Origin of the sequence: Nitratidesulfovibrio sp. HK-II (assembly GCF_003402415.2) — a bacterium.
Lineage (GTDB): Bacteria > Desulfobacterota > Desulfovibrionia > Desulfovibrionales > Desulfovibrionaceae > Cupidesulfovibrio.
The window spans coordinates 499004-511351 of record NZ_AP036014.1 but is presented as its reverse complement, the minus strand read 5'-3'; the positions used below and the strand labels follow the sequence as shown (position 1 = coordinate 511351).

The 12348-nt window shown below is 61.5% G+C and carries 8 protein-coding genes and 1 tRNA gene; 7 read left to right on the top strand and 2 right to left on the bottom strand.

Annotation, left to right across the window (positions count from 1 at the left end):
* Positions 1–133: 133 nt before the first annotated feature.
* Complete coding sequence (locus RVX_RS01875) at positions 134–1678, bottom strand: ChaN family lipoprotein (protein WP_420192398.1); 1545 nt, start codon at positions 1676–1678, stop codon at positions 134–136.
* A 14-nt stretch (positions 1679–1692) separates the two neighbouring features.
* The gene (locus RVX_RS01870; protein WP_007526208.1) at positions 1693–2958 is read right to left on the bottom strand and encodes a phenylacetate--CoA ligase family protein; all 1266 of its coding nucleotides are present in this window, start codon (positions 2956–2958) and stop codon (positions 1693–1695) included.
* 470 nt (positions 2959–3428) lie between these two features.
* Between RVX_RS01870 and RVX_RS01865 the strand changes: the two genes are divergently transcribed.
* The 7 genes from RVX_RS01865 (at position 3429) to RVX_RS01835 (ending at position 12223) form a co-directional block, all read left to right on the top strand.
* The gene (locus tag RVX_RS01865; protein WP_116306824.1) at positions 3429–4022 is read left to right on the top strand and encodes an HPP family protein; all 594 of its coding nucleotides are present in this window, start codon (positions 3429–3431) and stop codon (positions 4020–4022) included.
* 143 nt (positions 4023–4165) lie between these two features.
* Positions 4166–5050 carry an SDR family oxidoreductase gene (locus RVX_RS01860; RefSeq protein WP_116306826.1) on the top strand — a complete coding sequence of 295 codons (885 nt, stop codon included), beginning with the start codon at positions 4166–4168 and terminating at the stop codon, positions 5048–5050.
* A gap of 6 nt (positions 5051–5056) precedes the next feature.
* Positions 5057–5632: a hypothetical protein gene (locus tag RVX_RS01855; RefSeq protein ID WP_116306828.1), complete on the top strand. Its 576-nt coding sequence runs from the start codon at positions 5057–5059 to the stop codon at positions 5630–5632.
* Positions 5633–5937: 305 nt separating this feature from the next.
* Positions 5938–7464: a site-specific DNA-methyltransferase gene (locus tag RVX_RS01850; protein ID WP_116306830.1), complete on the top strand. Its 1527-nt coding sequence runs from the start codon at positions 5938–5940 to the stop codon at positions 7462–7464.
* Positions 7465–7475: 11 nt separating this feature from the next.
* The gene (locus RVX_RS01845) at positions 7476–10118 is read left to right on the top strand and encodes a DEAD/DEAH box helicase (RefSeq protein ID WP_116306832.1); all 2643 of its coding nucleotides are present in this window, start codon (positions 7476–7478) and stop codon (positions 10116–10118) included.
* A gap of 217 nt (positions 10119–10335) precedes the next feature.
* Positions 10336–10411: transfer RNA gene (locus RVX_RS01840), tRNA-Phe, on the top strand.
* Between the two features lie 132 nt (positions 10412–10543).
* Complete coding sequence (locus RVX_RS01835) at positions 10544–12223, top strand: site-specific integrase (RefSeq protein WP_116306834.1); 1680 nt, start codon at positions 10544–10546, stop codon at positions 12221–12223.
* Positions 12224–12348 lie beyond the last annotated feature (125 nt).

Genomic DNA, 12348 nt, shown 5'->3' with positions numbered 1-12348 from the left:
CCAGTGCACCGGCATTCGGGGCGGAGCGATCAAACTCCAATCCGTCCGATTCCGCGACGCAGCCCTCCCCATGCGCGGACGCGCGCCCGGACTGGCCAGGCACCGCGACAACGCGGGCGGACGCGGAAAATTCCTACTTCAGGCCGGGCACGGTCAGCACCCGTTCGCCGTCGGCATCGCCGGGGCCGCGCACCGTGAAGCGCACGTCCTGCCCGGCCGCCACGGCCGCAGCGCCTGCCTCGTGCAGCACGCGCATACTGTCCACCACGCGGTCGCCCACACGCAGGATGAGGTCGCCCGGGCGGAATCCGGCGCGCTCGGCCACGGAGCCGGGCTCCACCTGCTGCACGCGCGCGCCGTCCGCTTCCTGCTGCAACAGCAGGCCCAGACGGGGCCGCGCGGGGCCGCCCCCGTCAGGCATGACGGGCATGCCGGGCATGGGGCGCGGGGGTTCCGGCTCGGCCCGGCACACCCAGAAAAGATCGGCCTGCGCCGCATCGGGCGGGGCGTCCGCCGCTGCTGCGGGCCTGTTCCCGGCGGCCGGAGAGGCACCCTCCGCGTCCGGGGCGATGCGCCACGGCATCACCAGCAGCACGCGGGCGTCGGGGTCCAGCAACCGGATGCGCCGGGCGATGCCCCAGCCGAATTCCACATGCCCGCCACCGGCCAGGATGACCACCGGGCCGCCGTGGGCCACGCGCACCCGCACGGCTTGGTGGGCCATGCCCGAATCCCACAGCGACTGCACCAGCAGGAAGCGTTCGAGGGCTTCGTCGGTGCTGCCCATGGGGACGGAGGGGGGGGCGGATGGCGCAGGGGATGGCGTGGCGGCAGGGACCGTCGGAGCCGCCGGGCTCACCCCGGTGGCGGTTGTCGGCGCGGCGGGCTGCTGCCCCTGAACTGCGCCTTGCCCGACGCGTCCGGCCCGCATGGCCGCATGCTCGCGGAAGATGGCGGTCAGCGTGGCGCGCTGCTCCGGCGCGGGCGCGATGATGGACGGCGGCAGCCAGGCGCGGTCGGCCTCGGCCACGGATTCCAGCCCGCCCCGGCTCACCTGGCGCACAACGCGCTGCGGCACGTTCAGACCGTGCACGGGCAAGCGCGCCCAGTCGGCCACGGCGAACACGGGCTTGTACAGTTCGAAGTCGTAGCCCCACGTCTTGCCCCAGTCGAGGGTGTCGGGAAGCTTTGCCAGCGGGGTGGCCCCCCGCGAAAATTCGTCCAGCGCGGGCTGCCCGTCGCGGGGCACCATTTCAAAGCCGATGGCCGGGCGCGCGCCTTGCGCCAGCATGGCGGCGATGAACGCGGCCTGCGCCCGGTGGTCGCACGCGCTGGTGTGCGATTCACCCAGCAGGATGTAGTCGTGGCGCAGGGCCTGACGGGCGGCGTCGGCCGGGTCCAGGGTGCGGATTTCGCCGGACGCGGCCACCGTCAACAGCGTGCCGTCGGGCAGGCGGGGAGTGGTCATGCCCATGCGCGCGTCCCCCGGTGTGGTGGCTGTCACGGTAACCGGCGCGTTTGATGCTGCGGTCACCGGAGCGGCAACGGGCGCACGCCCCGTGCCGCCGCTGTCGGACGGCCGCGCCACGGCGCAGCCGCCCGCAAGCAGCACGAGCAGAAGCAGCGGCACGCAGGGCAGGAAAACTCCCGCCCCGCGTCCGCCGATAGGCCGGGCCATATGCCGGGTTCCGGCTAGTCCCATACCCGCTTGTCCTCGATGGGACGGATCTGCGGGGGCAGGGTGCCGGGCGCAAGGATCTTCAGTTCCGGGCGCAGCTTGATCTTCTCGCGGAACTGGTGGAGCAGTTCGTCCTCGCGCTTGAAGTTGCTGGCCTCGATGAACAGGGTCATCTCGTCGATGCCGCCGGGGTTGGTGACCTCGATCTGCCAGCGCTTGATTTCCTCGAAGCGCGACATGACCTGTTCCACCTGGTGCGGGTACACGAACATGCCCTTGATGCGCGCGGTGGTGTCCACGCGGCCCACGATGGAGCCAAGGCGCGGGCTGGTGCGGCCGCAGGGGCAGGGCGAACGGTCGATGTACGAGAGGTCGCCGGTGGCCAGGCGGATCAGCGGGTAGGTCTTGTTGAAGGCCGTGACCACGATTTCGCCCACTTCGCCGTCCTTCAGCGGAATGCCGGTGTCCGGATGGCAGATTTCCACGTAGCAGCGGTTGGCGATGTGCAGGCCGGTCTTGTGAAAGCATTCGTAGCCGATGCAGCCCACGTCCGCCGTGCCGTAGCCCTGGCGCATGATGAGGTCGAACTTCTTCTCGAGCTGCGCGCGCAGCTTTTCGGAGAATTTTTCGCCGGTGACGAAGCCCACTTCAAGGAACAGGTCCTTGCGCAGGTTCATGCCCTTTTCCTCGGCCTTCTGGGCAAGGTGCAAGAGGTAGCTGGGCGTGCCCACGTAGCCGGACACGCGCAGCTTGGACATGATCTCAAGCTGCGTGGCCGCGTTGCCGGGGCCCGCGGGCACCACGGCGCAGCCAAGGTTGCGCAGGGGTTCCTCGAACATCAGGCCCGCCGGGGCGAGGTGGTAGTTGAAGGTGATCTGGGCCACGTCGCCGGGGCGGAAGCCCACGGAATAGAAGGCCTCGGTGTAGCCCCAGTAGTCGTCGGCGCGGTCTTCGGGGTCGAAGATGGGGCCGGGCGACAGGAACACGCGCTTCAGCTCGCCAAGGTCCTTGGTCAGCAGCCCGCCAAGGCGCGGCCCCATGGACTGGAGGAAGATGAGTTCCTTCTTCTTGAGGATGGGAATGTGCTTGAGGTCCGTGAGGGTCTTGAACTTCTCCACGTTGAACTGGGCGCGGTCGAAGCGCTTCTTCACGTCCTCGGAATAGCGGTAGGCGTAGGAAAGCAGGTCTTTCAGCTGAATGAGGTAGTATTGCCTGCGTTCGCTCTCGTCGAGCACCTCGCGGCGGCTGTAGATGCCTTCGGTACGGTCCTTGCGCGTCATGTGGTGGGCTCCTTGGTATCGTGGCGTGCGGTGTGCGCGGCCCCGTGCGAGGGGGGCGCGACGCCCGATGGATTTGCAGGATTCGGCCATAGCCCGCGCGATGCGGGTTGGCAAGAATATTTTTTAAAGTTGTTTCATGTCGGCATGATGCACAAAAATTCACATGTTGATGAAAACTGTGGAAAACACAGCCCTCGCGGCAGAAAGAAAAAAAGCCCGCTATCCGGCAGGTTATCAACACGCGCCCGACGGGTTGCCGGGGGCTGCCTGCACATTGTCACGACAACTTGTTCCTTTTCATGGTGATACGGCGCAACCCGCCCCCATCTCCGATGATGTGACGCCGGTCACGGCGGGCGCGGCGGGTTCCGGATAGTCTGCGGCCATGCCCTTTGCGGCGGCCACGGCACTGCGCCCCCTGGCCTGCCCCGTCCCATCCTGCATCCCCTACCCTCCCACCCGGCGACACCATGGACTACTTCCGCAAGATGTGCGGCTGCGGCCGCGACGGCTGCCGCCCCGGCCTGCTGGGCCTGCTGCCCAGACCCGACGTTTCCGAAACCCTGTGGTCCTTCATCGGCGCGCTGTGCGGCATCGGCGTGGTGGCGTGGCTGTGCGACCGGGTTGCCGCGCCGGGCGACGGCTTCGTGCTCATCGGCTCGTTCGGGGCATCGGCGGTGCTGGCCTACGGCGCGCCGGGCGCGCCCTTTTCCCAGCCGCGCAACCTGCTGGGCGGGCACGTGTTGTCCGCGCTGGTGGGGGTGTTCGTGGGGCGCAACCTTGGCGTGCCAGGCATGCCGGGGGCCGAAACAGCCGCCGCCGCCTGGCTGGCCCCGGCCGTGGCCGTGGCCGCCGCCATCGCGCTGATGCACCTTACCGACACCCTGCACCCGCCGGGCGGGGCCACGGCGCTCATCGCCGTCACCGGCAGCCCGCAGATACAAGCGCTGGGCTACAAGTACGCCGTGGTTCCGGTGGCCGCCGGGGCCGCCGCCCTGCTGGTGGTGGCCCTGCTGGTGAACAACATTCCGCGCGGGCGGCGCTACCCCCGGCACTGGTGGTGACTGGTGGTGACTGATGGTGACGGGCCGCGCGGTTGCCACGGCCGCGCGGGCGGGCTAGAATGTTCGAGCGCCGGTGGCGCGTCGCGTCCGTCCACAAGGAATGCACCGCATGGACCGCACCTGCCCGCCGCCGCAGGAGCCCCATGAAACGCCCCGCCCCTTCTCCGAAACCCAACGCCTTCGCCCGCGCCCATGCGCTGGCGGGCCGCGTGGCGCTGGTCACCGGCGGCGCGCAGGGCATTGGCCGGGGCATCGTGGAACACCTGCTGGCCTGCGGCATGCGCGTGGCCGCCATGGACGCCGACGCCGAGGCGCTGGCCGAACTGGCTGACGCATTGGCCCCCGAGTTGCTCGCTGACAACGGCGCACCTTTTCCCGCACGTCCAGATGCCCCGGCAACGCCCCGTCCCCCAGCCCCTCCCCTGCTGACCCTGCACGGCAGCGTGGCCGATCAGGCCGATGCCGACCGTTGCGTGGCCGCCACGGTGGCCCGCTTCGGCGGGCTGCACCTGCTGGTGAACAACGCGGGCATCGCCAATCCCCATTCCGGGGCCGTGGACACCATGGACATGGACCGCTGGCAACGCGTGCTGGACGTGAACCTGACCGGCCCCATGCGCATGGTGCGCGCCGCCGCGCCCCACCTGCGGGCCGCGCGCGGGGCGGTGGTCAACATCGCCTCCACCCGCGCCGTGCAGTCCGAGCCGCACACGGAAGCCTACGCCGCGTCCAAAGGGGGGCTTGTGGCCCTGACGCACGCCCTGGCCGTGAGCCTTGGCCCCGAGGTGCGGGTGAACTGCATCTCGCCGGGCTGGATAGAAGTGCGCCACCTGCGCAAGGCGGCGCAACGCGAAACGCCGGTGCATTCGGACGCAGACCGCGCCCAGCACTCCGTGGGCCGCGTGGGCGAGGCGCGCGACGTGGCCGCGCTGGTGGCCTTTCTGGCCGGGGACGACGCCGGGTTCGTCACCGGGCAGAACTGGCTGGTGGACGGCGGCATGACCCGCCGGATGATCTACGAGGAGTAACGACGGATGTACGTCGGCCTGCATACCGCAAGCCTGCCGCAGGTACTGGCGGAGGCCCGCCAGCGCATCGTGCTGCACATGGCCCTGTACGCCGAATTCGGCCGCATGCCCGCGCTGGCCGAGGCGCTGCACACCGCCCTCACCCAGCCCGCCTTCCGGCGGTTGCAGGTGATCACCGTGCCGCTGTCCTCTCGCCGGAACTGGGTGGACGAATTCCTGCACGCCCTGCGGCCGGACCTGACGGCGGTGCAGATGGAACACGAGTTCGCCGCCTCGCGCGATTTCATTGTGCGGCTGGCCGCCCGCCACGAAGGCCTGGTGGAGGTGTACGAAACCCACGCCCTGCCCTGCGCGCCGTGCGTCATCGTGGACGACCGCATCCTGTTCGGCCACTACGCGCACAGCCCGGTGCCCATGGAGCAGGGCTTCTGGTTCAGCGTGGCCGCGCCCATGGACGACCTGTTCAAGTGGGCCGAAGCGGGCGCGCTGCCGCGCGACGCAACGCCCCGGCACCGGGCGGCCTTCCGTTTCGTGTGCGACTGCCGCAACGCCATGCGTCAGGCCAAGCGCATGCTGCTGTAGGGCGGCAAAGACGGGGCGCGCACTGTGACAACACAGGGCCTCCGCCCCATTGCGTGCCTGACCAACACTCCCAGCACCTCCTCCGCCATATTCCCTGTACACCACACGGAACCCAGCGGCGCAAACAGCCTCACCAAGGCACTGTGCGGGTTGGTCTAGGCTGCCTGTATCCCGCCCCCGCGATAACGGGGACCCGCCCCGTCTCTAGCCAGACATCCCCGGTTTCTATACAGTTCTGACCGAACCCCGCCGCTGGCTTCGACAAGACCCGCAGCGCAGTCTGGCACTCAAGAGGAACGGAACAGATGCCCATTTTGCATTGGCTCACGCGCGAAACCGATCTGAAGCTCTCCGGCAACGCCCCCTATCGCCTGCTTGAAACCATGGACGAGCTTTCCTACGGCGATCTGTCCACCGGAAACATGCTCATCCAAGGCGACAACCTGGATGCCCTGAAGGCCCTGCTGCCCTACTACGCAGGCGCGGTGAAGTGCATATATATTGACCCGCCGTACAACACCCGCAGCGCCTTCGAACACTATGACGACAATCTTGAGCACACGAAATGGTTGTCGATGATATACCCACGCCTTGAACTTCTGCGAGAATTGATGGCGGAAGATGGTTCCATATGGGTATCCATTGATGACCATGAAGCCCATTATCTCAAAGTCGTTATGGATGAAATTTTTGGACGGGGTTGTTTTATCGCGTCTCCAGTTTGGCAGAAGAGATATTCCCGGGAGAACAGAGAAGCAATTGGCGATGTGCATGAATACATTTTGATCTACACCAGAAATCGAGATCTTTTCAAAGCGTCAAGAAATCGCCTCCCAGTGGATGTTCAACAAGCAAAAATATATAAAAACCCAGAAAATCCCCGCGAAACAGATCCTACTAAACGGTGGCGCGGTTTGCCGATGACAGCCCAAGGTTATCGCCCAAATCAAATGTATACGATTACTGCACCCAACGGCAGGTTGCATACTCCCCCCGAGGGACGCTGCTGGTCTATGATCGAATCAGAATTTCAAAAACTACTCCGATCTGGACGAATATACTGGGGAAAAAACGGCAACGCCCAGCCCAGCGTCATCCGATACTTATCAGAAGTTGACGGCATGGTTCCGTGGACATGGTGGCCACATGAAGAGGTCGGCCACACGGACGAATCCAAAAAAGAATGCAACGTAATCTTTGGTGCCGATGTGAGTTTCGGCACGCCAAAGCCAGAGCGACTAATCCAACGCGTTCTTCATATCGCCTCGAATCCTGGCGATTTGATTCTCGACTCCTTCCTCGGCTCCGGCACCACTGCCGCAGTTGCCCAAAAGATGGGGCGCCGCTTCATCGGCATCGAGATGGGGGAACATGCCGTGACGCACTGCGCCCCCCGGCTCCGCAAGGTGGTGGACGGTGAGCAGGGCGGCATTTCCGAAGCCATGAACTGGCACGGCGGCGGCGGGTTCCGCTTCTTCAGGCTGGGCGACCCCATTTTCGAAGAAGACGGCAGCATCCGCGCAGGCATCACCTTTGCCCAACTTGCCGCCCACGTCTGGTTCTCGGAAACCAAAACGCCCCTGACCGGCAAGCCGGAATCGCCACTTTTGGGCGTCCACGACGGCACCGCCTATTACCTGCTGTTCAACGGCATACTGAAGGACAAAAGCGTGGGCGGCGGCAACGTGCTTACATCAAAAATCCTGGAAGGGTTGCCGCCCCATGACGGCCCACGGGTCATCTACGGCGAACGCTGCCTCTTCGGGGGCGACCGCCTGCGGGACGAACGGATTACCTTCAAGCACACTCCCTACGACATCAAGGGCCGGTAAGGAACGTCGCCATGTTCACCCTGAAGGAATACCAGAAACGCACCCTGTCCGCCCTTGAACAGTACCTCACCCTGGCGCGGGTCATCGGCCCCAAGGAAGCCTTCGAGCGGTTCGTGCGGGCAACCCCCACGGATACGACCAGCCAGGCATACGCCCACCGCTGGGGTTTGACGGACGTACCCTACGTCTGCCTGCGACTGCCTACCGGCGGCGGCAAGACCCTGCTGGCCGCCCACAGCGTGGACATTGCCGGTCGCACCTTCATGGAGCGGGATTACCCTCTTGTTCTGTGGCTTGTCCCCACGAACACCATTCGGCAGCAGACCCTGGAAGCTCTCTCCAATCGCGCCCACCACTACCGCGAGGCACTGGACGCCGCGTACGGGCAGGATCGGGTTGCCGTGTTCGACATTTCGCAGGTCGAGAGCATCCGCCCGAAGGACTTTTCCGAAAAAGCCTGCATCATCGTAGCCACCATGCAGACCCTGCGCGTAGCCGAAGGCAACAAGGAAGCTCGCAAGGTATACGAACACAACGAGAACTTCGAACCGCACTTCACCGCACTGCCCAACACCGCGCCGGGTCTGGACCGCAAGGACGGCAGCGTGGTGTTTTCTTTCGTCAACATCCTGCATCAGCTCAAGCCGCTGGTCATCGTGGATGAGGCGCACAAGGCCGTAACCGGTTTGACCGGCGAAATGATGAAGCGCATCAACCCTGCATGCGTGCTGGAACTGACGGCCACGCCCGTTGAAAGCAACGTGCTGTTCAGGGTGTTCGCCTCTGAGCTGAAGGCCGAGGAAATGGTCAAGCTGCCCTTCATGCTGACAGAGCATGAAAACTGGGAGCAGGCCATCAACGGCGCGGTACAAACCCGCAACAGACTCACTGAACTCGCCGCAAAAGATCCGGACAACTACATCCGCCCGCTGGTGCTCATTCAGGCCGAGAAAAGCAACCAGACCCACACTATCGAGGTGATAAAAAAACACCTTATCGAAAACGAAGGCGTGGCAGAGGCTGAAATAGCCATCGCCACGGGTGAACAGCGGGAACTGGACGACATCAATCTTTTCGACAAGACCTGCCCGATCAACTTTGTGCTCACCATCGAAGCCCTGAAAGAAGGCTGGGATTGCTCTTTCGCGTATGTATTCTGCTCTGTGGCGAATATTCGTTCAGCGACGGATGTGGAGCAGCTTCTGGGCCGCGTGATGCGCATGCCGTACGCCAAACGCAGAACCATCGCGGAACTCAACAACGCCTATGCCCATGTCATTTCACCCTCCTTCGCGGAAGCCGCAGACGGGATGCACGCCCGGCTGATGAACATGGGCTTTCATGAGGACGAGGCAGCAGCAAACATCATTCAGCCGCAAATGCCGCTTCCGGGCGTTGACATCTCTACCTTGCCGCTTTTCAGGGGAGAAGAAAAAACACCACCGCCCCTCACCATGGTGCTGCCTGCGGTGCCGGACCTGACCGTACTTGACGAGGACACCCGCAAGTCCGTGACCGTGACGCAGAATGCCGACGGATCGATTGTGGTGGAATGTTCCGGCATGGTCCCCGTGGAGCTGACGGAGGCGATGGTTGCCGCAGCCCCGAAACAGGAAGGAGAAATCCGCCGCCGCGTCGCCTTGCATCAGGCGAAGGTACGCGCCGTTCTGCCGCCACACCCTGCCGAGCTTGGCAAGGCATTCGCGGTTCCCCGGCTTATGGTCGAGATATGGGGAGCCCTGGAGATTCCGGAGCCGGAAACCATTCTTCTGGCAACGGAATGGTCGCCCTTGAAGCACCCCGTGCGCATGGAGCCGGGAGAATTCGACTATGACGAGGCCGCGCGCACCTTCCGCTTCGATCTGGAAGGCGAACGGATGAAGTACGAATTGGCGGACACCCAGGTTCAACTTTCCCTGCTGGCAACACCGCCCGCGTGGGGCGAGTTGGAGTTGGCACGGTGGCTCGACAGGCAATGCCGCCGCGATGACGTTCGTCAGGCGGACATGCTGGAATTCTGCCGCCGCTGCATCGCCGCGCTACTTGAGCGCAAGGCGTTTCACCTGTCCACGCTCTGCCGTGCAAAATACGGCCTTGCCGCCGCGCTCAAAGCAAAACTCAACCGCCTTCGTGAGCTTGGTCTTAAAGACGGGTATCAGCTCCTGCTGTTTGGCAACCAATCCAAGGTAGAGACCCGCTTCGACTACCCGCACACGTTTCCGCCTTCCGGTTATGCGGATAGCATTCCACCGTACTCTGGTGGATATACATTCAAAAAACATTTCTACCGCCATGTGCGGGGCCTGAAAAACACGGGCGAGGAATATGAATGCGCAAGGGTGATCGACGCAACCCCACAGGTTGAATGGTGGGTCCGCAACGTGGACCGACAACCGGGGTCTTTCAGCCTTCCGCTTTCCAACGGAAAATTCTATCCCGATTTCGTCGCAAAGCTCAAAGACGGTCGGCTTCTTGTCGTGGAGTACAAAGGCGAGCACCTTGCCAGCGGAACCGACACCAAGGAAAAAGAAAGCATTGGGGCTCTCTGGGAGGCAAAAAGCGATAGGAAGGCATTATTCCTGATGGCCTTGAGGCAAGACGCGCAGGGGCGTGACGTGCCAAAACAAATTCTGGCAAAAATCGCACAAGCCTAGCCAGGCAGGGACAACTACCGACCTTACGGCGCAACCACGGCAGGAGTATAGGCAACGACTGCCAAGCGAGAAGAGCAACGCGGTGTTCGCGTGACCTCCCGCGCTACCCAAACCGAGGATTTTCAGCCCCCCGCTCCCCGTTCGTCACAAAAATCATCCCCGAGCCAAAAAGTGCTTGCCAAGCCCATCCATTTTGCCTATTCAGGTTCTCCGCGACGCCGAGGTAGCTCAGTTGGTAGAGCAGGGGACTGAAAATCCCCGTGTCGGGAGTTCAATTCTCTCCCTCGGCACCACGAATTCAAGGCTTCAGCTAAACAGCTGAAGCCTTTTTCTTTTTGATTTTTCAGGCCCCTGCCACGGCGCTCTGTTCGCTCTGGGTACAAACTGGTCCAATCTGCTGGTCCAATCGCACACCAGAGGGGCTCATGGCTGCGCAAAGAGGGTATGGAAAGCACCTTCTCTTGAAGGCGGGCATTTGGTATTTCCGGCTGGCCTTGCCAGCCGACATCCGCAACCGTTCAGGCAAAAGGGAAGTACGGCTCAGCCTGAGAACAGGCTATGCGCGAATTGCGTCTGCATACGCAACCTCATTGGATGCCTCAAAGCACAAGCTTTTCAACATCATAAGAAGTGACATTATGGCTGACCTCACCCCATATGAAATGAAAGAATACATATCTGCGTATTTCAACAAGATTCTTGAAAGCATGTGGGACGACTTACTTGACAAGCCTCATTCAAGCACGGACGAACTTGAGAAGACAATCCAAAACGTTACTCAATTCAAGAATCAGGCAAAAACAAATTATGCGCTGCGAAATACGCAATCTGCAATCAAGGCTGTTGATGAGATTATCACTACAAACGACCTTGATATAGAAAAAAACAGCAGAGACTACACACGAATGGGAGTCGAAGCTCTAAAGGTGTATGTTGATGTCGCTGAAGTCCTGCTTCTCCGCCTCAAGGGCAACCACAGAGACGAAGAAAACATTATGGCGGCATATGCAACGCCACAGCGCCAAGACACCTCAGACTCGAACACCAAGCAAAAACCTACCCTCTTGTTCGACCTGATTAACGCCTACTGCACAGACAGGATTGAGAGAAAGCTGTGGAAGCGGCGCGGACTGACTGAGTCAGCTCGCAAATTTGACCGGCTCAAAAGAATCCTCGGCAATGTACCAGTTGCAGGTCTTGATCATACGGATGCAACTCGCGCGCGCGACATCATGCTGAAACTTCCTCTCAGGCTGGATGCTAAGCGCTTTCAAAACAAATCAATTGAAGAACTCATTGCCCTTGAAGGCGAGGCGCGGCCTAGCATAAAGACAATTAATGACCAGTTAATAATGGCGAGTTCCCTCTTTGAATTCGCCGTAACGCGCAGGGAAGCTACAGTTAACATATTCAAAAACACCACAATAGCAGATGACGTTTCGGCAGACCGCAAACGCGATCCTTTTACAGACGACGACCTCAAACAAATATTTGATATATCTACATACAGCACATTTTGCGCAGGTGACTCAGCGAAATACTGGCTACCAATCCTTGGTTTGTTCACTGGGGCCAGATTAAACGAACTTAGCCAAATCAGAACAGTTGATGTATACGAAAAAAGTGGAATACTTGTAATAGACATCACAGAAGAAGATGAAGAACAAAGCGTTAAACTCCACCATACATGCAGGATTGTCCCTGTTCATCAGACGATCATAGATCTCGGATTTGCAAACTACGTTCAAGATGTAAAAGACAACGGCGGGAACTTCATATTCCCCCAATTGCCGTATAGAAATTTCAGAAGATCAGGCAAGCCTTCACAATATTTCAGCGACTACCTCGCAACCCTCGGAGAGTTTAAGAAAAAATCCTATCACAGCTTTCGACACACCTTCATCATGAACCTTCGCAACCAGGGAATCATGAACGAAGTCATTGCATCCGCAACAGGCCACAAAGGTCTTGATACTGGGCCAATCCCTCAGAACTACAAACAACAACACGACCCAAGGCTTTTAATGCGCGACGTCATATCGAAGCTGTCCTTCCCTGTAGACTTCAGCGCCTACCCCCCCTGTAAAAAAATGACCATGGACTAACAGGCGAGATATGGTGGGCAAATTTTTGGCCCCCCATTTTCAAAGAAATGGGGGGCCATGAATCCTAGGAACGGGGAAAGAGCACTCTTCAGGCTCCAGATACTGCCCACTGGAGGCTTAGAGTC